Raw genomic sequence first — 19,590 nt, forward strand, 5'->3', positions numbered from 1 at the left:
TCGGGGGTGCGGCTGGGGAGGTGCGGTGTCGGGATGCGGAGCGTGGGGTGGGCGCGGTCAGGCACCCGGGTGGGAGGTCCCGCCGATCCGGTGGACGGTGGCGAGTACGTCGTCGAGCCAGGCGACGGTCATCCGCTCGTAGGCGATGCCGCCGCGCAGCACGACGTGTTGCAGTTCCTGGCCGGCGTCGGGCGGCGCGGGGGCGTCGGGCCCCGTGAAGTCGCGCCGTTCCCCGGCGAGGTAGTGGGCGAGGCGGTCGGCGTGTACCTGGCGGTGCCGTTCCACCTCGCGCGTGAGCGCGGCCGGGTCGTCGAAAGCCGCGCCGCGGATCTTCACGGCGAGGTCGTGCCGGAGGCTCTCGGGCTCGATCGGCTCGTGCAGCCACCCGGAGAGCGCGGTGCGCCCGGGACCGGCGACGGAGTATTCCTTCTTGTCCGGGCGGCCCTGTTGCGGCACCTCTCGGACGGCGAGGAGGCCATCGCTCTCCATGCGCTTCAGGACGCGGTAGATCTGCTGGTGGGTGGCGGTCCAGAAGTAGCCGATGGACCGCTCGAAGCGCCGGGCCAGCTCGTAGCCGGAGCCCGGCTTCTCCAGCAGCGAGACGAGGATCGCGTGTTCGAGCGCCATACCGCGATCCTTCTATGCAACTCGTTGCATAGACAAGTCGCAGCGCCCGGGTGAGACGTGACTCACCCGGGACGCCCCGTCTCGCCGTGGCCCCGGGGGCGGGTTCATCCGCGCTGCGACGCCGCCGCCCGTCGGTCGGCCTGCACGAACGCGGCGGCCGTGAAGACGATGGTGGTCGCGAAGGCGACGCCGAGGGTCAGGTGGTAGCCGGAGGAGACGACCCCGCTGTCGAAGCGCTTTCCGGCGGTGGTGCGGCACATGATCGCCGGCGGGACGAACCGCACCTCGTGCGTGGACACCACCGCGTCCCGCGGCCGCTGGGACGTGTGGCGGCACTGGTGCATGGGGGTGGAGTCCGCCCCCTCCCCCACCTCGCTCACGGTGAGACCGATCAGCAGGAGGGCGAGGACGTAGAGGACGCCCGTCACGACGGCGGCGGAGACGGCCATGCGCCGCACGAACGACGAACGTCTGCCGCGCACTGGTCTGGTCATGGCGCCCACTGTAGGCACGCGCCCACCCCTCACCGGCCATCGGGTTCTTCAACCAGGTTGCGTCCGGGGCCACTTCACCCGCTTCCCGCTTTCCGGGTACGCGGCCGGCCACGGCGGTGTCCGCTCACCGGCTTCCGCGCTGCGCCTCGACGATCCGGCTCACCGTGCCGTCCACGCCCGCGCGGCGCTGCACCTTCTCGGAGAACGCCGGGAACTGGCCGGCGATGGCACTGAGCAGCCTCAACTCGAAGGGGGCCACGTTGACTTCACACAGGTCGCGCTCGACGGCACGGGTCACGCCCCGAGCCACGTCCTCCGGCGACACCGTCCGCACCCCGCCGGGAGGAGTCGATCCCGTCGCGGCGAACATGCCCGCGTCCCGTACGTATCCCGGTTGGACGAGGGAGAGTCCGACACCGGTGCCGCGCAGGTCCTGGCGGAAGGCCAGCGCGAAACCGCGGAGGCCGAACTTCGAGGCGTTGTAGAGCGAGGAGGACTTGGTGGCGGCCTTCCCGGAGATCGAGCCGACGAGCACGATGTGACCCCTGCCGGTCTCGACCATGCGGGGTGTGAGCAGGCGGGTCAGCATGACGGGGGCGCGCAGGTTCACGGCCAGGGAGCGGTCGACCTGCTCGGGCGTGTAGTCGAGCAGGTCGCCGCTGGACGGAAGCGCCGCGTTGGCGATGAGGATGTCCGTCTCGGGGCACGCCTCGGCGAGACGCGTGAGGTCGTCGGGGTCGGCGAGATCGGCGAGGACGGCCCGGGCGCCGAGTTCGTCGGCCACGGCTTTGAGGGCTTCCTCCCGGCGTCCCGTGATCACGAGCTTCGCGCCCTTCGCGGTGAGCGTGCGGGCCAGCGTCAGGCCTATGCCACCCGTGACGCCGGTGAGGAGAACGGTCGATCCGGTGATGCGCATCCAAGATCTCCTTCTTGTTCGTTCGAACGAACGATAGAGAGTGGGCCTGGGCGTGTCCACGTCGAAAACCGGACTGCGTGGATTCGCCTGGGGGCGGGCCGTCGTTTGCGACAATCCCCCTGTTGATCGACGGCCGCGAGGAAGCGGGGTGGAGCACGTGGCTCGGCAGGCAGAGGACCGCGCACCGGACGGCCGCGCGGAGCGCGGACGGCAATCGCGGGTGAAGATCGCGGACGCCGTGCTGGCGCTGCTCGACGAAGGGGAGACGCACTTCGCCGCGGACCGCGTGGCCGAACGCGCGGGCGTGTCCCGCCGGCTGGTGTTCCACCATTTCGCGGACATGGCCCAGCTGATCGAAACCGCCATCGCCCGGCGCCTGGAGCAGCTGATGGAGCAGATCCAACCCCTGCCGACACAGGGGTCGCGCAGCGCCCGGGTCGCGGCCCTCACGGAGCAGCGCGCCAGGATCCTGGAATGGATCACGCCGGCTCAGCTGACGACCATGCGCCTGGAGCGGCGGTCCGAGCGGATCGACGAGGTGACCCGACAGGTGCTGGACCTGGCGCGCGAGCGCTTGGCGACCGTCTTCGCCGAGGAACTCGGCCGGGCACCGGCCGGGCGGGGTGCCGACCTGCTCAACGGTCTGGACGCCGTGACCACCTGGGGCGCCTGGTACCACTGGCGCAGCAGCGGACTCGACGTCGACGCGGCGCACCGCGCCATGGAGACCTCGGTGCACGCCCTTCTGGCGGCGACCGATCAGGCGGCGGATCGGGCGGGTTCGACGGATCGGGCGGATTCGGCGGATTCGGGGCGGTGCCCCCCGGCCGCCGGGGGCGGCGCGTGACCGTGGCCGGACAGCCTCGCGTGCAGGGCGGGCCCGCCCGCCGCCACGAGGACGAACAGGCAGCCGGCGGTGACGAGGCTCGGCTCGGGGAGCCATGCGCCCAGGATCCGGTCGAGGAGCAGCGCGACGGCCACGAGCAACACCTTGGCCGCCAGGAGCGAGAGAACCAGCCGCTTGTCGCGGGCCGTCCCGGCGCGGGCCCGTCGGCGGCCGTTCAGGATCATGACCGGCGCGGCCACGGCGAGGACGGCCAGCACGCGCAGTGCGTGCTCGGCGGGCGGAGTGTCACCGCCGAGGGCCCAGACCGCGCCCATGACCAGGCCCGCCACCCCGTAGGCGACGGCTTCGGCGTGCCGGGACACCCAGGCGCGGGCGGCTCGCGCGGGCGGTTGCGGTGTCCGCTCCGCCGTGTGGAGGTCGGACGGTGGCGCGCCCGGGGACCTGCGGGTCTCGACAGTGGCTGACATTTCGACCCCTCGATCACTGAGGACCGACACTAATTGCACTTCGAGTGTCATATGTTTCACCCCCGCCGTCAAGCGCGACGAAGCCGCCCCGGATCCGGTCGGATCGGCGCTGATGTCATCGAGGCACGGTCGCGCGTGAACGGTCGCGCGTGAACGGTCGCGCGTGAACGGTGGCGCGTGAACGGTGGCGCGTGAACGGTGGCGCGTGAACGGTGGCGCGTGAACGCCTACGCGCAGGAAGGGCACAGACCGCGGTAGGTGACCTCCACTGCGGAGACGGAGAACCCGAACCGCTCCTCCGCGGGGAGGTCGGACAGGGGACTGCCGGTCGGATGGACGTCGCGGATGGTCCCGCAGCCGGAGCACACCAGGTGGTGGTGCGGGTGGTGCGCGTTGGGGTCGTAGCGCTTCGCCCGTCCGTCGGTGGACAGCTCCCTGACCTCGCCCAGGACCACCAGCTCACCGAGGGCGTTGTAGACGGTCGCCCGCGAGATCTCGGGCAGCCGCTCCACCGCGCGGGCGTGCACCTCGTCGGCCGTCAGGTGCACGTGATCACCATCGAGTACCTCCGCCACGACACGTCGCTGGGAGGTCATCCTCCAGCCACGCCCCCGCAGTCGCCCCAGCAGGTCACTCATGTCGGTTCACCTTTTCAGGTTCGGTGGGAGCCGGAGTTCGTCGGCCCGTCCGGAATCCTATGGGATATGAGTCTGGTGCCCTTCTTGACTTGGATTCTGTCCATCGTAGGATCGGTTCTGTCGACAGCCAAGGGACAGGAAGATTTTCAGCACCGCAGGAGACACCGACGTGACGGACCGCCCCCGCGCAGCAGCCGGGCCGCGTCCGACTGACCGGGCACCGGTCGGGTTCGGCACGCGCACCGTGTGGTCGCCGGCGTCCGCTCCTGCCCCCTGCGTCCTGAACCCGTACGTTTCGCTGTTCCGCCGCCCGCAGTTGCCTGGCACCGTGATCCGCTTGGCCCGGAAGGATTCCCATGTCTGAGAACCATGACGCAATCGTCGTAGACGCGAAGACGAACGAGGGCGGAGGTGGCTGCCCGGTCGCGCACGAGCGCGCCGCGCACCCGACCCAGGGCGGTGGAAACCGCCAGTGGTGGCCGGAGCGGCTCAACCTGAAGATCCTGGCCAAGAACCCCGCCGTGGCCAACCCGCTCGGCGAGGAGTTCGACTACGCCGAGGCGTTCAACAACCTCGACCTCGCGGCCGTGAAGCGGGACATCGCCGCGATCCTGACGGACTCGCAGGACTGGTGGCCGGCCGACTTCGGCAACTACGGCCCGTTCATGATCCGTATGGCGTGGCACAGCGCGGGCACCTACCGCATCAGCGACGGCCGCGGCGGCGCGGGTGCCGGGCAGCAGCGCTTCGCCCCCCTCAACAGCTGGCCGGACAACGGCAACCTCGACAAGGCCCGCCGCCTGCTGTGGCCGGTGAAGAAGAAGTACGGCCAGAACATCTCCTGGGCCGACCTCATGATCCTGACCGGCAACGTCGCCCTGGAGTCGATGGGCTTCGAGACCTTCGGCTTCGCCGGCGGCCGCGCGGACGTGTGGGAGCCCGACGAGGACGTCTACTGGGGTCCCGAGACGACCTGGCTCGACGACGAGCGCTACACCGGCGACCGCGAGCTGGAGAACCCGCTCGGCGCCGTCCAGATGGGCCTGATCTACGTCAACCCCGAGGGCCCGAACGGCACCCCCGACCCGCTCGCCGCGGCGCGCGACATCCGCGAGACGTTCCGTCGCATGGCGATGAACGACGAGGAGACGGTCGCCCTCATCGCGGGTGGTCACACCTTCGGCAAGACCCACGGCGCGGGCCCGGCGGACCACGTCGGCAACGACCCCGAGGCCGCGTCCATCGAGCAGCAGGGCCTGGGCTGGAGCAACACCTTCGGCACCGGCAAGGGCGGGGACACGATCACCAGCGGCCTTGAGGGCATCTGGACGAACACCCCGGTGACCTGGGACAACACCTTCTTCGACATCCTCTTCGGATACGAGTGGGAGCTGTTCAAGAGCCCGGCCGGCGCGCACCAGTGGCGGCCGAAGGACAACGGCGGGGCGGGCACCGTTCCCGACGCGCACGACGCGTCCAAGACCCACGCGCCGACGATGCTGACGACCGACCTGTCGCTGCGCGTCGACCCGGCGTACGAGCAGATCTCGCGGCGCTTCCACGAGAACCCGGCCGCGTTCGCGGACGCCTTCGCCCGCGCGTGGTTCAAGCTGACGCACCGTGACATGGGTCCGGTCGTGCGCTACCTCGGCCCGGAGGTCCCCTCCGAGACGCTGCTGTGGCAGGACCCGCTCCCCTCGGTGACGCACACGCTCGTCGACGCGGACGACGTCGCCGACCTCAAGCGCCGGGTCCTCGCCTCGGACCTGTCGGTGTCCGCGCTCGTGTCCGCGGCGTGGGCGTCCGCCTCGTCGTTCCGCGGCAGCGACAAGCGCGGTGGCGCCAACGGTGCGCGCGTCCGCCTCGAACCGCAGAGCGGCTGGGAGGTCAACAGCCCCGACGAGCTGGCGACGGTACTGCGCACGCTGGAGGGCGTCCGGGAGACCTTCAACTCCGCCCAGTCCGGCGGCAAGCAGGTCTCGCTCGCCGACCTGATCGTGCTGGCCGGCGGCGCGGCCGTCGAACAGGCCGCCAAGAACGCGGGCTTCGACGTGCGGGTCCCCTTCACCCCGGGCCGGGTGGACGCGTCCCAGGAGCAGACGGACGTGGAGTCGTTCGCGGCCCTGGAGCCGACCGCGGACGGCTTCCGCAACTACCTCGGCAAGGGCAACCGACTGCCGGCCGAGTACCTGCTCATCGACCGGGCGAACCTGTTGACGCTGAGCGCGCCCGAGATGACGGTCCTCGTCGGTGGGCTCCGCGTGCTCGGCGCGAATCACCAGCGGTCGTCGGCGGGCGTCCTCACCAAGACGCCCGAGTCGCTGACGAACGACTTCTTCGCCAACCTGCTCGACCTGGGCACCACGTGGACGGCGACGTCCCAGGACGCGAACACCTTCGAGGGTCGCGACTCCTCCACGGGTGAGGTCAAGTGGACCGGTACCCGCGCCGACCTCGTCTTCGGCTCGAACTCCGAGCTGCGCGCGGTCGCGGAGGTCTACGCGAGCGACGACGCGAAGGAGAAGTTCGTGAAGGACTTCGTCGCCGCGTGGGACAAGGTGATGAACCTGGACCGGTTCGACCTCGTCTGATCGCGGCGTCCGGGTCGGCCCGCACGGGCCGACCCGGACCTCGGGTCGGGGGGAACCTCGACACAGCCGCGGCCACGGGGCGGCCGCGGGAGGCCGGCGTCGTCTCCCTCGGCGCCTGGTTCACCTCGCTGGCGGTGCCGAAGGCGACGGCCGCCGACCGGGTTCGGCAGGCCGCCTTCCGTACGGTCCTGCTCACGACCACCACCGCCGTCGGGCTGCTCGCCGGGGACCTGCTCTGGGCGGTGCTGCTCGTCTCGGCCGTCCTGGGCCTGCTGTCGCCGCTGACCGATGTGTGCGTCACCCCGCTGATCACGCTGGTGATGGCCGTCGGACCGCAGGCCGTCCCGGACACGGGCCCCCACCTGCTGCTCCTCGCGGGCGGTTCGGCGTGGGCCGGCGCGGTCCTGCTCGTGCCGTTCCTCGGCGGGACCTACGCGGCGCCGACCGCGGGGCCCCGCCCGGCCCGCCGCGGCATCGGCGAGAGCCTCGCCGCGCTCCGCGGGGCGGCGCGCGAGGGGAACCCGCGACTGCGCTACGCCGTACGGATCTGCGTGTGTTTCACCGTCGCCTACGCGGGACTGACCTGGCTGGACGTGCCGCACGCCTCCTGGGCGCTCGTCGGCATCCTCACGACCCTGCGACCCAGTTGGGGCGCCACCCGCACCAGGATCACGAAGCGACTCATCGGGCTGTGCCTCGGTTGCGTCCTGACCGTCGTCCTGCTCGCCCTCACCTCGGGCCGACCGGTCGCCGCGGCGATCGCGATCACCGTGTGCGGTGGCATCGCCCGGCCCATGCGGGGCTGGAACTACGGCTTGTGGCCCGTCTTCGGCACGCCGGTACTGACGTGACCGTTCTGTTCGTGTGGCCCGCCCGCGAGGAGCGCCGGTTGCCCGAGCGGTTGCAGACCCTGCTGGAGACCCACGCCCGTTTCCTGGAGCGCGTGGCGACGGTGGTGGAGTACGGGCCTCCGCCGGCGCGGGAGCGGCGGGTACGGGCCGCGGAGGCGGCGAGCGCGAACCTGCGCTCCGCACTGGACCGGCTGCGCGGGCCGCACCCCGACGTGATGGCCGCGGTGGTGGCCGCGGACCGGCTCCGCGGCGCGATCACGCCGCTCCGCCCGTACGCGACCTCCGGCCTCTCGGCGCCCGACCTGCGCACGGCCGCGAGCCACCTCGACGTCACGGCGGCGGGCCTGACGTCGCTGGAGTTCGACGCGACGGGCCGATCGGCGACCGGAGCCCTGGATTCGGCGCGCGCGGCCGTCGGGGCGGGCGCCGCGTAGGCGCCTGCCGCGATCCGTCGCGCAGGGCGGTCCGAGGCTCCGTGCGCCGTCGGCAACAACCACTGTGAGCAGCGGAGGTGGGAGCCCCTGTGGGCGATCCCGGCGAGCCGTACGAGGCCGGCGGAGAAGTCGGACAGGTCATGTGGCCCGGCCGTAGCGGACGTTGCCGGTCCAGATGCGTTCCAGGCGCACCGAGGCGCCCGGACGCGGCGCGTGCCAGAGTTTGTCGTTGCCGGCGTAGATGCCGACGTGTCCCACGGTCGAGCCCTTGGGGAAGAACACCAGGTCTCCTGCCGCCCGTTGGACGGAAGGGACGGGCCGGGTGTGTGCGTACTGCTGCTCGGCGGTGCGTGGCAGTTTCTTGCCGGCCTGCCGGAAGGCGTAGAGCATCAATCCGGAGCAGTCGAAGCGTTCGGGGCCCGTCGCGCCGCGCGCGTACGGTGCGCCCTCTTTGGAAGCCGCCACGGCCAATGCCTTGTTGCCGTAGGCGGGGGCCGCCTGCGCCGGAACCACGGTGCCGGCGGGGGTTGCGATGGTGACGAGGACCAGGAGCGGAGATGCGAGCCGAGCGGTTTTTCGGCGAAATAGGGCTTTACGAGCGTCCGTCGTGGAGTGGGGCATCGTGATACCTCCGTATTCGGATGCGAGACAGCCGAACTGTTTCTTCGAGTTGCTCCTTTCGTGGATACCCGTTGACGCGTGAACGCGGACAAGTGTTCTTCACGTGAAGCCGGATATCGGTGCGAGACACGGCATATCCCGACTGTTTTCTGTAAAAGTTCGCCATCCGAAAAGGCGGCCCCGCAACTCCCCTCTCGGTGAAGGAGCGTGGCCACCACCCGCTCCCGCCCCACGACATGAAGGAGCCGGGCCCGCCATGCGGGCCCGGCTCGTACGTCTCCACCACGCCCGGGGGCGACGCGCAACGATGTGCGCGCCTCCCGGGGCCCGGGTCGGCGACCGGATCAGTCGGTGCCGAACTCCATCGCGGCGCGGTCCAGCAGCTCGTCGTCGCCGGAGACCTCACCACGCGAGGCGATGGCCTCCGCGCCGCCCTGCGGCATGCTGCCGATCAGGCCGGTGGCGGCCGCCTGGGCGGCGCCGACCAGCGCGGGGCGGGCCGTGCCGACGATCCCGAGACCCGCGTACTGCTCCAGCTTGGCGCGCGAGTCGGCGATGTCGAGGTTGCGCATCGTGAGCTGACCGATGCGGTCCACCGGGCCGAACGCCGAGTCCTCGGTGCGCTCCATGGAGAGCTTGTCCGGGTGGTAGCTGAAGGCCGGGCCCGTGGTGTTGAGGAGCGAGTAGTCCTCACCGCGCCGCAGCCGCAGGGTCACCTCGCCGGTGACCGCGGAGCCGACCCAGCGCTGGAGCGACTCGCGGACCATGAGGGCCTGCGGGTCCAGCCAGCGGCCCTCGTACATGAGCCGGCCGAGGCGCCGACCCTCGTTGTGGTACTGGGCGACGGTGTCCTCGTTGTGGATCGCGTTGACGAGGCGCTCGTACGCGGCGTGCAGCAGGGCCATGCCGGGAGCCTCGTAGATGCCGCGGCTCTTCGCCTCGATGATCCGGTTCTCGATCTGGTCCGACATGCCGATGCCGTGCCGGCCGCCGATCGCGTTGGCCTCCATCACCAGGTCGACCGGCGAGGAGAACTCCTTGCCGTTGATCGTCACCGGACGGCCCTGGTCGAAGCCGATCGTCACGTCCTCGGCGGCGATCTCGACCGAGGGGTCCCAGAACCGCACGCCCATGATCGGCTCCACGGACTCCACGCCGGTGTCCAGGTGCTCCAGCGTCTTGGCCTCGTGGGTGGCGCCCCAGATGTTGGCGTCGGTCGAGTACGCCTTCTCGGTGCTGTCCCGGTAGGGAAGCCCGTGGGCGACCAGCCACTCCGACATCTCCTTGCGTCCACCCAACTCGGAGACGAAGGCGGCGTCGAGCCACGGCTTGTAGATGCGCAGGTGGGGATTGGCGAGCAGGCCGTAGCGGTAGAACCGCTCGATGTCGTTGCCCTTGAACGTGGAGCCGTCGCCCCAGATCTGTACGTCGTCCTCGACCATCGCCCTGACCAGCAGCGTGCCGGTGACGGCGCGGCCGAGCGGGGTGGTGTTGAAGTAGGCACGGCCGCCGGAGCGGATGTGGAACGCGCCGCAGGCGAGCGCGGCCAGGCCTTCCTCGACCAGGGCCGCACGGCAGTCGACCAGGCGCGCGACCTCGGCCCCGTAGGCCTGCGCCCGCCCGGGCACCGAGCCGATGTCGGGCTCGTCGTACTGGCCGATGTCGGCGGTGTAGGTGCACGGGACGGCACCCTTGTCGCGCATCCAAGCGACCGCGACCGAGGTGTCGAGGCCGCCCGAGAAGGCGATGCCGACGCGCTCGCCGGCGGGCAGGGAGGTGAGAACCTTAGACATGGGAAGAGTATGCACCGAAACGCATGTCTATGCAAAACCCGTTTCCCTCACGCTTCCGGCGGGGCGGCAGCCGGCGGGCCGTCGAGCAGGGGGCTCAGCCCGTCCGGCAGCGCCGTGAGGCCCAGCTCGAAGAGCGCGTCCAGCCTCCGGTCTCAGCCGTCCTCGAAGGCGCCCACCAGCCTGGAGAAGGTCGGGGTGCGGCCGGCCGGGGGTCACCGGCGACGGAGAGGGTGCGGCGACGGTCGTGGCCGCGGCCACGACGGTGCCGGGCGGGACGGCGACGCGGGCTTGGCCCCGGGTGAACTGCCCCTCGGGCTGCCCTGGTTCCACCTGCCGTTCTTCGACTTCGTCGTGGCGGCCGTGCGGTGCGGGAGGCAGGCGGAGGCCGCGGCGCACGTGGCCACCGCGCGTGCGGCCCGGATCGGGGAGATCTCCGAACACCACGCCTTCCTGCTCGCGGCGGCGCACGCCCTGACGGTCGGCTCGGAGTCGGACGACGTCGAGGAGGCCGACGCACGGTACGCCGCCGCGTACGCGGTACCGGGCGCCGGCCGGTGGGTCTTCGAACTGGCGCGACTGCGGCTGGCCCACGGTGCCTGGCTGCGCCGGCGGGGTCGGCGGGACGAGGCCGAGGACGCGCTGCGTACGGCGTACCACGCCTTCCTGGAGCTGCGGGCCGATCCGTGGGCCGAGCGGTGCCGGGAGGAACTGCGCGCGGCGGGGCGGCCGGTGGACGGCGGGGCGGCCGGCCGGGAACCGCTGACGGCCCAGGAGCTGCGCATCGCGCGTCTGGTGGCCACCGGGCTGACGAACAAGGAGATCGGTGCGGCGCTGCGACTGTCCCCGCGTACCGTCGCCGGCCATCTCTACAAGATCTTTCCCAAGCTGGGCATCACCACCCGGGCCGCGGCGACACCGCCGGCCTGGAGGCGATCGCGCGGCTCCTGACGCCCTGGGCGGCCGACCGGCACCTGCGCCTCGTCACGGGCCGGCTGCTCGGCCTGAAGGCGCTGTGCGCCCTGGGACACGGTCGCGCCGCGGAGGCCTGGCACCACGTACGGTCCCTCATCCCGCCGGGAGGTCCGCTGCCGCGCCTGCCCTGGATTCAGCTGACCCTGCTGGATTTCGCCCAGGCCGCGGTGGAGACCGGCCACCGGGTCGAGGCGCGGGCCCACCTGCGCGCGGTGCGCGAGGCCGGGATCGCGGCCGTCTCCCCTACAAGATCTTTCCCAAGCGAGACCACCGGCGCCGACCGCGGGCCGCTGCTGGCCACGCCCTCACCATCGACCACGGCTGGCGCGAGGTCGCCGACACGGCGCTGGCGTTCCTCCGACGCTTCGCCGACCCCGCAGGTCCGCCCGGGGCGGCGTAGGCGGCGCGGGCGACCGGAGCGGCGGCCTCGGGCGGGCAGGCCAGATCAGGGCAGGTCAGGAAATCTCGTCCGGGTCGCAGCTCGCGCGGCGCAGTCCGATGGTGCGCAGGGCGCGCATCAGTCCGTCGGCGTCGCCCTCGCGGACGACGTGTACGGCGCCTTCGGCGGCCACGCCCTCCAGTTCGGCGACGAGGGTGTCGGCACCGGTCCGCAGGACGACCCCGCTCGGCGGGTCCAGGGCACGTACCCCGCGGAAGGCCTCCAGCGCCGCCGGGTCGGCGTCGAGCCCGCCGGGCAGGGCCAGGACGGTGATGTCGGGGAGCAGGACCCGGGCGTGGGCGAGGGCGACGGCGGGCTCTCGGGCATGGGAGATGACCTGGAAGTGCGGGTTGCTCTGGATGCGCGAACGCAGCCGTTCCAGTTCCTCGCCTTCGGGCACACCGACCACCAGAACCGTCATCACGATCCCCATCCTCCGTCGCGGTCACCGCCGGGGCGACCCGGGACGGCCCGCGGCCGGTCGGTGGCGGTCCGAGATGGCGTGGGGAGGGCGCGCCGTCAGCGCCCGTCAGTTCCCGCTCCGGTGTCAGCGTAGAACCGGCCGAAGGGCCGCGTCCGGAATTCGCCGACATCCGCCGAGCGACGCCTTCGGGGGCGGCGGTTCCGTGTGATCGACGGGGGGCGGGGTACACGCCGGCGCAGAGAGATCGACCGCCGAGAAGGGAACTCCTTCCATGCTGATGGCCCACCCCGCGCTGCTGCCCGCAGCCGTCCGGGAGTACGAGACGCTGAGCCTTCTGAACGCCCTCGAAGGCAGCCCGCGGACGCGGCGGCGCATGGAGGAGGTCGCCGAGCTGCTGTGCACGGCCACGGGTACGGGCAACCCGGACGCGGCCCTGATCGCGGCCCGCTACGGGCTTCCCGGGGCGGGCACGTTCGACGACTCGGTCCTGCCCTCCTGAGGGGGCACCGGGGGGTGGCGCGGGGAGTGCGGTGAGAGTCGACGCCGGATTCTCGACGCGCGCCCGTGACCGTTATCACCTAGTTTGATCCCCGTCAGCATCCCCAGCATAAGGAGTGCACCATGGCCGACAAGGGCGGCATGGACAAGGCGAAGGGCAAGGCCAAGGAGGTCACCGGGAAGGTCACCGGCAACGACCGGATGGCCGCCGAGGGCAAGACCGACCAGGCCAAGGGCAAGGCCAAGGAGGCCATGGGCGAGGCCAAGGAGCGCGCCCAGGGCGTCAAGGACTCGATGCGGGACAAGCGCACCAAGCCCTGACCCGGCTCGCCCGCGCGGGGTCCCCGGACACTGGTCCGGGGACCCCGCGCGGCGTCCGGGCGCCGTCCGCGTCCCCGGCGCCGCGCCCGGTGTCGGCGCCGCGTCGGGTCACGTGTCGGGTCGGGTGTCGGCACCGTCATCGTCCGGCGGACGGAGCCCGTCCGCCCGGGGTTCACGCTCCGCCCAGCACCAGTTCGTCCAGGGGCAGGGACCGCAGGAAGTCCTCGGCGTCGAAGGCCTCCCCGGCCGTGACCACGCCCCCGCTGCCACCCCTGACACCGCCGTCGGCCACGATCCGTTCGACCGCCTCGACGACGATGGGCGCGGTGAAGGCGTAGATGTCGCGGCCCCGGGCCACCGCCCGCCGTTCCTCGTCCCCTCGGCGGACGACGACCTCGACCAGGAAGACCTGATCCGACCTGCCGGCGGCGTCGGCCGACCGGGGGCCCGTGGTCTGCGGAGCGGTCAGGTCCTTCAGCGGGGTGACGTTCAGGAACGTGTTGATCCGCGCGGTGTCCAGGTGTCGGGAAACGGTGATCACGTCGGTGGTGGAGAACTCCCCCACCACCTCCTCGACCCCGAACGGCTCGGGAAACGTCCACGTCCCCTTCGGCGCCGGTTCGTCGCCCGCGAGGACCTGGAGCCGGCGGTCGGTGAAGACCACCCGGCGGCCGGCCCGGCGCTCGCCGGCCAGCAGCGTTCCCCGGGTCGGGTGCCAACTGTCCAGCGCCACCGCGATGGAGATCTCGTCGGCGGCCGGCCAGTCCCCCATGGCGGCGGTGGCGAGCAGGTCGCCCAGCGCTCCGTAGAAGGCCATCACCGGGGCCACCACGACCCCGGCCTCCTTCACCCGCGGGTCGTCGCGGTAGGTGTCGAAGGTGTCGATCGCGACGAGGGTCTCGCCGGTGACGTCGAGGTAGTGGATCCCGGCCCGCAACGCGGCCTCGACGAGCGGCGGCACGGTCTCGGCGAAGGGGCCCGCGCAGTTGATCACGGCGGCCGCGCCCTCGATCGCCCGGTCCAGGGATGCCGGGTCGTCGACCGAGGCGATCTTCCACTCCACCCCGAGTTCGGCGGCCGCCGCCGCGAGCTTCGTCGCGTCCCGCCCGGACAGCACCGGTGTCCAGCCGCGTTCCAGGAGTTCCGCCGTGACGAAGCGGGCGGTGTGACCGTAGCCGCCGAACACGGCGATCACCGGGTTCGCACGGGTCCGGTCGGGTCGGTGGTGGTGCTCGGTCATCGGTTCTTCTCCTTCGTGGGACGCGTTCCCATCCTGCTCGGCGGTGCGCTGCGCGACGACCTTCCGGGGCGTCAACGTGCGCTAGGTTCGCGTCATGCCCGCCCATCGCGTCGCCATGGCCGTCACGGACGACATGCCGATCTTCGAAGCAGCCGTCCCGTGCCAGATATTCGGCGTCGACCGGCCGCATCTGGTCGATCCCTGGTACCGGTTCGCGGCGTTCCCCGTCGGAGGCGCGTCGGTGCGGCTCACCCCGGGCTTCACCCTCGCCCCCGTCGACGACGGCTGGGGCATCGAGACGGCGGACACGCTGGTCATCCCCGCCTGCACCAACGTGCACGAGGAGCCGCCGAAGGAACTGGTGGACATCGTCCGGGAGGCGTACGAGCGCGGGACACGGATCCTGTCGATCTGTTCCGGCGCCTTCGTGCTGGCCGCCGCCGGGGTGCTCGACGGGCGTCGGGCCACCACCCACTGGCTGCACGCGGACGAGCTGGCCCGCCGTCATCCCGCCGTTCGGGTCGACCCGTCCGTGCTGTACGTCGAGGACGCCAACGTGATCACCTCCGCGGGGACGGTGGCCGGCATCGACGCCTGTCTCCACGTGGTGCGCGGCGACCACGGCGCGGCCGTGGCCGCCGAGTTGGCCCGCGGTCTGGTCACACCGCCGCACCGGGACGGCGGCCAGGCCCAGTACCGGCGCCCGCTGCCGCCCGGGTCGGGCGAGGACTGGCTGGCCGGCCTGCTGGACTGGGCCGACGAGCACCTGCACCTTCCGCTGACCACCGCCGACCTGGCCGCGCGGGCCCACGTGAGCGTGCGCACCGTCGAGCGCCGGTTCGCCGACGCGCTCGGGATGTCCCCGCTGCGCTGGGTGCTGCAACAGCGGATCCGCAGGGCGCAGCAGTACCTGGAGACCAACGACCGGACCATCGAGTGGATCGCCGCCACCTGCGGGTTCGGCGGACCGGCAGGGCTGCGGGCGCACTTCGCCAAGCTCGTCGGCCTGTCGCCCAGCGCCTACCGGCGTACGTTCCAGGAGCGGGTGGGGGCGGCGGGTACCACCGGCTGACCTCCTCGCCCTCAGTCCTTCACCGCGCCGCCCAGGCCGGAGACGAGGCGTCGTTGGACGAGGACGAAGAACACGAGCACCGGCACCGTCATCAGCGTCGAGCCGGCCATGATGCCGCCCCAGTCGTTCTCGTCGGGCTTGAAGAACACGAGCAGCGCCATGGGGAGGGTCGACTGGGAGGTGTCGCTGATGAGGAACGACTTGGCGAAGAGGAAGTCGTTCCAGGTGGAGATGAAGGAGAACACGCTCGTGGCCACGAGCCCCGGAAGGACCAGCGGGAAGAGGATCTGCCACAGGAACCGGGTGCGGCTCGCGCCGTCGATGTACGCGGCTTCCTCCAGCGCCTCGGGCACGGCCTTCACGAAGCCCCGCAGCATCCAGATCGCGAACGGCAGCGAGAAGGCGATGTGGGGCAGGATCAACGACCACAGGGTGTTCAACTGCCCGGTGTCGCGCATCAGGAAGAACAACGGGATGGTCAGCGCCTCGATCGGCACCATCTGTGCCACCAGGAACATGACGAGCAGCGTCGTACGGAACCTGAAGCGGAAGCGCGTGACCGCGGTCGCGGCGAGGAAGGCGATCAGTGCGGAGGCCAGGACCACCGTCCCCGCGACCACCAGGCTGTTCAGGAAGTACCGCCCGAACTCCTGCTGTGCGAAGACCCTGCGGAAGGAGTCCAGCGAGGGCGTGAGCGTCCAGGGGCGCGCCTCGGTGGACTGGATCTCACCGGCCGGTTTGAACGCGGACAGCACCATCCAGTAGAGCGGGAACGCGACGACCACCGCGACGACGAGCGCGGAGGCCTCGGCGGCCAGTCGCCACGGGCGGCGGACGCGGAGGGTGGCGGTACGGCTCACAGTTCTTCTCCCTGACGTCGCATGAGGCGCAGGTGGACGAGGGTGACGGCCAGCAGGATCAGCAGCATGACGATGCCGATCGCCGAGCCCAGGCTGTACTGCGAGGACGCGAACGCCTTCTGGTACGCGTAGACGTTGAGCACGAGGTTCTGTCCGGCGATCCCGCCGCCCGCGGTCATCACGTAGATCTGGGTGAAGACCTTGAAGTCCCAGATGATCGACTGGATGGTGACCACGGTCAGGATCGGCCGGAGCATGGGGGCGATGACGGAGCGCCAGATCCGCCACTGGGAGGCGCCGTCCAGTGAGGCGGCCTCCAGGATCTCGGAGGGGATCGCCTTGATGCCCGCGTACACGGTCACCATGACGAACGGGAACGAGCACCAGACGACCTCGAAGAGGACGAGGGCGAAGGCGCTGTAACGCCCGTAGGTCCAGGGGAAGTCACCCAGGCCGAGCAGTCGGTTGACGGGTCCGTGGTCGGGGTCGAACAGGAAGACCCAGACGGTGGATCCGGTGACGGCGGGGGTCGCCCACGCACCGAGCGCGGCAAGCAGCAGGACCAGCCTCGGCAGGGCCCGGACGCGGGTCAGCAGTACGGCGAGCGCGCAGCCCACGCCGAGGGTGGTGATCACACAGCAGGCGGCGAAGACGACGGTGGTGAGCAGGACCTGTCGGAACTGGCCGTCGGAGAACAGCGTCCGATAGTTGTCGAGGCCTTTGAAGGTGGTGGGTTCGCCCCCGCTGACCTGCGCCTGGGTGTATTCGAGGAAGGAGATCAGGCCGAGCTGGTAGATCGGGTAGGCCAGCAGCGCGGCGAGTACGACCAGTGCGGGCGCGAGGTAGAGCCAGGGCGTCCAGCGGGTGCCGTGGCGTCCACCGCCGGGGGTGCGGCGCGACGGCCCGGCAGGGGTCGGGACCGGCGGCGCGGTCGGTGCGGTCTTGTACGGGTGCCTGCCCGGCTCCAGGGCCGTGGCTTCGTGCGTCATGTCGGCGGGCCCGGTCAGCCGGCGTCGGAGAAGGCCGTGTCCATCTTCCTCGCCGCGTCGCCGGCGGCGGCGGGCACGTCCTTCCTGCCGCTCACGATCTCCTGGAACATGGTCGGCAGGACGGTCGAGGCGTCGATGCGCCCCCATCCCGGGGAGGCCGGCACGAACCGGGTCCCGGCGGCGAGGGTGTCGACGAACGGCGTGACGAACGGGTCCTTCTTCGCGGCCTCGGCCCGCACGTCGGTGTACGTGGGCAGGAATCCCATCGCGTCGAACAGCTTGCGCTGGGTGTCCTTGCCCGCGAACCGCTTCATCAGGTCGATCGCCAGGGTGCGCCGCGGGGTGCCCTTGAGGACGCCGATGTTGTTGCCTCCGGCGAACGCCGGTGCGATCGAGCCCTCCTTGACGCCGGGCAGCGGTACGACCGCGTACTTGCCCTTCACCGGGCCCGCCTCGACGGCCTGGTGGCTGAAGTCGCCGCCGATGGCCATGGCGGCGTTGCCCGAGGCGAAGGCGGTCACCGTCGCGTTTCCGCCCATGGCCGCGCATTTGGCGGCCGGACAGTTGTCGTCCCCGAAGAGCGAGGTGTACGTCCGGATGCCCTTCTGTGCGGCGGGGTCGGCGATCGCGGACGTGTAGGTGCCGCCGCTCTCCTTGGCGATGTCACCGCCGTTGGCCCAGATGAAGGGCATGGCGCCGTAGGTGTACGCGCCGCCCACCGCGATGCCGTACAGCTCGGGTCGGGCCTGACGGATCCTCTTGGCCGTGGAGACCAGCTCGTCCTGGGACTTCGGGGGTCGGATCCCCAACTCGTCGAAGACGTCGGTGCGGTAGTACAGGGCCCGTACGCCGACGAAGAGCGGGGCTCCGTACACCTTGCCGCCGACGGTGACCGAGCGGGTGGCGGTCGGGTCGGTGTCCTTCGCCTCCGCCCAGGCCCCGAACTCCGCGCTGATGTCGGCGAGTCCGCCATCCTTGACGTATCCGGCGGTGTCGGTGTTCCCGTACTCGATCAGGTCCGGGGCGCTCTTCGGGTCGTTGAAGGCCGCCTTGACCCGCTGGGCGCGACTTTCGACGGGAATGTACTCGACCTCGACGTCGGCGCCCGCGTGGTCCCGGGTGAAGGCGGTGATCGCCTCGTCGATGACCTTCTTCTTCGGGGCGTTGTTGACCTCCTGGAAGAGCCAGACGCGCAGGGTGCCGGACGTCTCGTCCTTCGAGGAGGTGGAGGAGGAGGTCTGTGGGGCGCAGGCGGTGGCGGTGAGTCCTGCCACGACGAGGGCGGCGACGGATGCGGCTATGCGGAAGCGGAGTTTCATCGGCCATCCCCAGGAGAAGAGTGCGCACGCGTTGCGCGATGCGCAACGGCTGTTCCGTGATGCACAACTGGGAGGAGGCTAGAACGACTTTCACGGGCGAGACAAGTGGTCTCGACCACTCTGTGACCGGACGGCGGGCCCCGCACGGCACACGAAGGCCGCCCGGCGCCCGCCCGAGGAAGGGGCGGGGCCGGGCGGCGAAGGGGTGCAGGTCGGTCGGGTCAGACCTGCGGTCGGGCGAGGGCGCGGGCCGCCGCGAACTCCTCGCGGGCCGCCTCCTCGACGGCCTCCAGGTAGGCGTAGGCGTCCTCCCCGATCGGGACCCGCAGGGGGGTGGGCGCGTCGGAGGCGACGATCGCGAGCACGCCGTCCGCGAAGTCCTCCGGCCGCCCGTACTCCTCGTTGTCCTCCATGGCCCGGAATCCACCGAGCATCTCGCCGGTCGCCTCCGCGTATTCCGGGAGACGGTGGGCCGCCTCCGCGAGGGCCGACCCGTACCGGGTGGCGAAGACGCCGGGCTCGACGGCCGTCACCCGCACCCCGAACGGGGCCACCTCGGCGGCCAGGGCCTGGCACATGCCCTCCAGCGCGTGCTTGCCCGCGACGTACGAGGCGAGACCGGGGAAGGCCATGCGGCCCGCGAGCGAGGAGATGTTGACGATGTGTCCGCCGCCCTGGGCGCGCATCGACGGCAGGACCAGGCGGGCGAGGCGCCAGGGGCCGACGAGCAGGGTCTCGATCTGGTCCCGGAGCTCGGCGTCGGAGACCTCCTCGACCGTGCCGAAGAGGCCGCTGCCCGCGTTGTTGACCAGGACCTCGATCCCGCCCATGCGGTCCGCGGCGGTCCGGACGGCCTCCTCGCACTGGTGCGCGTCACGCAACTCCATCGCGATCGGGGTGATCTGTCCGGGCCAGGCCTGGACGAGGTCCTCCAGGGAGGCGAGTTTGCGGGCGGTCACCGCGACCTGATCGCCGGCCCGCGCGGCAGCCGTGGCCAACGCCCGCCCGAGCCCCGACGAACATCCCGTCACCAGCCAACGACGCCCCATCGTTCCCCCTTCGAAGTGCGTACAGGGCGCCATGGTCGCCGAGCCGGGCGCCCCGCAAACAGCCCTTGTGAGCGGCGTGCGGGAGCGCGTGAGGCGCAGGCGACGGCGCGTGCGCCCCCGCCGTCGCG

The 19,590-nt window shown here is 71.5% G+C and carries 21 protein-coding genes; 8 read left to right on the forward strand and 13 right to left on the reverse strand.

The genetic code is table 11. The features are described from left to right. Positions 1-57: 57 nt before the first annotated feature. From OTB19_RS00810 to OTB19_RS00820, 3 genes are all read right to left on the reverse strand, one after another. The gene (locus OTB19_RS00810; protein WP_267795948.1) at positions 58-627 is read right to left on the reverse strand and encodes a PadR family transcriptional regulator; all 570 of its coding nucleotides are present in this window, start codon (positions 625-627) and stop codon (positions 58-60) included. 104 nt (positions 628-731) lie between these two features. Then, a complete protein-coding gene (locus OTB19_RS00815) occupies positions 732-1,121 on the reverse strand; it encodes a hypothetical protein (RefSeq protein WP_267795949.1) in 390 nt (129 codons plus the stop codon). Positions 1,122-1,245: 124 nt separating this feature from the next. Continuing rightward, positions 1,246-2,037, reverse strand: coding sequence for an SDR family NAD(P)-dependent oxidoreductase (locus tag OTB19_RS00820; RefSeq protein ID WP_267795950.1), 792 nt, complete (start codon positions 2,035-2,037; stop codon positions 1,246-1,248). A gap of 157 nt (positions 2,038-2,194) precedes the next feature. Between OTB19_RS00820 and OTB19_RS00825 the strand changes: the two genes are divergently transcribed. Beyond that, positions 2,195-2,884 carry a TetR/AcrR family transcriptional regulator gene (locus OTB19_RS00825; protein WP_267795952.1) on the forward strand — a complete coding sequence of 230 codons (690 nt, stop codon included), beginning with the start codon at positions 2,195-2,197 and terminating at the stop codon, positions 2,882-2,884. Here OTB19_RS00825 and OTB19_RS00830 read toward each other — a convergent pair. Further along, positions 2,797-3,351 (reverse strand): hypothetical protein, encoded by a 555-nt coding sequence (locus tag OTB19_RS00830; RefSeq protein ID WP_267795953.1) that lies wholly within the window; start codon positions 3,349-3,351, stop codon positions 2,797-2,799. The two genes, OTB19_RS00825 and OTB19_RS00830, sit on opposite strands and share 88 nt — an antisense overlap. A gap of 227 nt (positions 3,352-3,578) precedes the next feature. Continuing rightward, on the reverse strand, positions 3,579-3,989 hold the full coding sequence (locus OTB19_RS00835; protein WP_267795955.1) for a Fur family transcriptional regulator: 411 nt from the start codon (positions 3,987-3,989) through the stop codon (positions 3,579-3,581). 356 nt (positions 3,990-4,345) lie between these two features. Here OTB19_RS00835 and katG point away from each other — a divergent pair, with 356 nt between their 5' ends. The 3 genes from katG (at position 4,346) to OTB19_RS00850 (ending at position 7,865) form a co-directional block, all read left to right on the forward strand. After that, positions 4,346-6,580, forward strand: coding sequence for a catalase/peroxidase HPI (gene katG / locus OTB19_RS00840; RefSeq protein WP_267795957.1), 2,235 nt, complete (start codon positions 4,346-4,348; stop codon positions 6,578-6,580). Positions 6,581-6,714: 134 nt separating this feature from the next. Continuing rightward, positions 6,715-7,431 carry an FUSC family protein gene (locus OTB19_RS00845; RefSeq protein WP_267795959.1) on the forward strand — a complete coding sequence of 239 codons (717 nt, stop codon included), beginning with the start codon at positions 6,715-6,717 and terminating at the stop codon, positions 7,429-7,431. Beyond that, positions 7,428-7,865 (forward strand): hypothetical protein, encoded by a 438-nt coding sequence (locus OTB19_RS00850; RefSeq protein WP_267795960.1) that lies wholly within the window; start codon positions 7,428-7,430, stop codon positions 7,863-7,865. The genes OTB19_RS00845 and OTB19_RS00850 overlap by 4 nt, the downstream gene beginning before the upstream one ends. 138 nt (positions 7,866-8,003) lie before the next feature. Here OTB19_RS00850 and OTB19_RS00855 read toward each other — a convergent pair whose 3' ends face one another. After that, positions 8,004-8,486: a C40 family peptidase gene (locus tag OTB19_RS00855; protein WP_267795962.1), complete on the reverse strand. Its 483-nt coding sequence runs from the start codon at positions 8,484-8,486 to the stop codon at positions 8,004-8,006. 344 nt (positions 8,487-8,830) lie between these two features. Further along, entirely contained in the window at positions 8,831-10,279 is a 1,449-nt protein-coding gene (gene argG, locus OTB19_RS00860) for an argininosuccinate synthase (RefSeq protein ID WP_267795963.1), read from the reverse strand. A gap of 288 nt (positions 10,280-10,567) precedes the next feature. On the opposite strand from argG, the gene OTB19_RS00865 reads away from it, so the two are divergent. Continuing rightward, positions 10,568-11,227 carry a helix-turn-helix transcriptional regulator gene (locus OTB19_RS00865; RefSeq protein WP_267795964.1) on the forward strand — a complete coding sequence of 220 codons (660 nt, stop codon included), beginning with the start codon at positions 10,568-10,570 and terminating at the stop codon, positions 11,225-11,227. 479 nt (positions 11,228-11,706) lie between these two features. Here OTB19_RS00865 and OTB19_RS00870 read toward each other — a convergent pair whose 3' ends face one another. After that, the gene (locus OTB19_RS00870; RefSeq protein ID WP_267795965.1) at positions 11,707-12,111 is read right to left on the reverse strand and encodes a hypothetical protein; all 405 of its coding nucleotides are present in this window, start codon (positions 12,109-12,111) and stop codon (positions 11,707-11,709) included. Between the two features lie 274 nt (positions 12,112-12,385). Here OTB19_RS00870 and OTB19_RS00875 point away from each other — a divergent pair, with 274 nt between their 5' ends. Together OTB19_RS00875 and OTB19_RS00880 are read left to right on the forward strand one after the other, a co-directional pair. Then, the gene (locus OTB19_RS00875; RefSeq protein ID WP_267795966.1) at positions 12,386-12,613 is read left to right on the forward strand and encodes a DUF5133 domain-containing protein; all 228 of its coding nucleotides are present in this window, start codon (positions 12,386-12,388) and stop codon (positions 12,611-12,613) included. Positions 12,614-12,735: 122 nt separating this feature from the next. Beyond that, positions 12,736-12,933: a CsbD family protein gene (locus OTB19_RS00880; RefSeq protein WP_267795967.1), complete on the forward strand. Its 198-nt coding sequence runs from the start codon at positions 12,736-12,738 to the stop codon at positions 12,931-12,933. Between the two features lie 172 nt (positions 12,934-13,105). Here OTB19_RS00880 and OTB19_RS00885 read toward each other — a convergent pair whose 3' ends face one another. After that, positions 13,106-14,173: a saccharopine dehydrogenase family protein gene (locus OTB19_RS00885; RefSeq protein ID WP_267795968.1), complete on the reverse strand. Its 1,068-nt coding sequence runs from the start codon at positions 14,171-14,173 to the stop codon at positions 13,106-13,108. A 94-nt stretch (positions 14,174-14,267) separates the two neighbouring features. Here OTB19_RS00885 and OTB19_RS00890 point away from each other — a divergent pair, with 94 nt between their 5' ends. Then, positions 14,268-15,245 (forward strand): helix-turn-helix domain-containing protein, encoded by a 978-nt coding sequence (locus OTB19_RS00890; protein ID WP_267795969.1) that lies wholly within the window; start codon positions 14,268-14,270, stop codon positions 15,243-15,245. A gap of 11 nt (positions 15,246-15,256) precedes the next feature. Here the strand turns inward: OTB19_RS00890 and OTB19_RS00895 are convergent, their stop codons facing one another. The 4 genes from OTB19_RS00895 to OTB19_RS00910 all read right to left on the reverse strand — a co-directional run bounded on the left by OTB19_RS00895 (position 15,257) and on the right by OTB19_RS00910 (position 19,462). Beyond that, positions 15,257-16,105 (reverse strand): carbohydrate ABC transporter permease, encoded by an 849-nt coding sequence (locus OTB19_RS00895; protein WP_267795970.1) that lies wholly within the window; start codon positions 16,103-16,105, stop codon positions 15,257-15,259. Then, positions 16,102-17,094 carry a carbohydrate ABC transporter permease gene (locus tag OTB19_RS00900; RefSeq protein WP_267795971.1) on the reverse strand — a complete coding sequence of 331 codons (993 nt, stop codon included), beginning with the start codon at positions 17,092-17,094 and terminating at the stop codon, positions 16,102-16,104. The genes OTB19_RS00895 and OTB19_RS00900 overlap by 4 nt, the downstream gene beginning before the upstream one ends. Before the next feature lie 14 nt (positions 17,095-17,108). Beyond that, complete coding sequence (locus OTB19_RS00905; RefSeq protein WP_267795972.1) at positions 17,109-18,413, reverse strand: extracellular solute-binding protein; 1,305 nt, start codon at positions 18,411-18,413, stop codon at positions 17,109-17,111. A gap of 221 nt (positions 18,414-18,634) precedes the next feature. Further along, entirely contained in the window at positions 18,635-19,462 is an 828-nt protein-coding gene (locus OTB19_RS00910) for an SDR family oxidoreductase (protein WP_267795973.1), read from the reverse strand. Positions 19,463-19,590 lie beyond the last annotated feature (128 nt).

The organism is Streptomyces sp. H27-H5, from assembly GCF_026627505.1.
GTDB lineage: Bacteria > Actinomycetota > Actinomycetes > Streptomycetales > Streptomycetaceae > Streptomyces.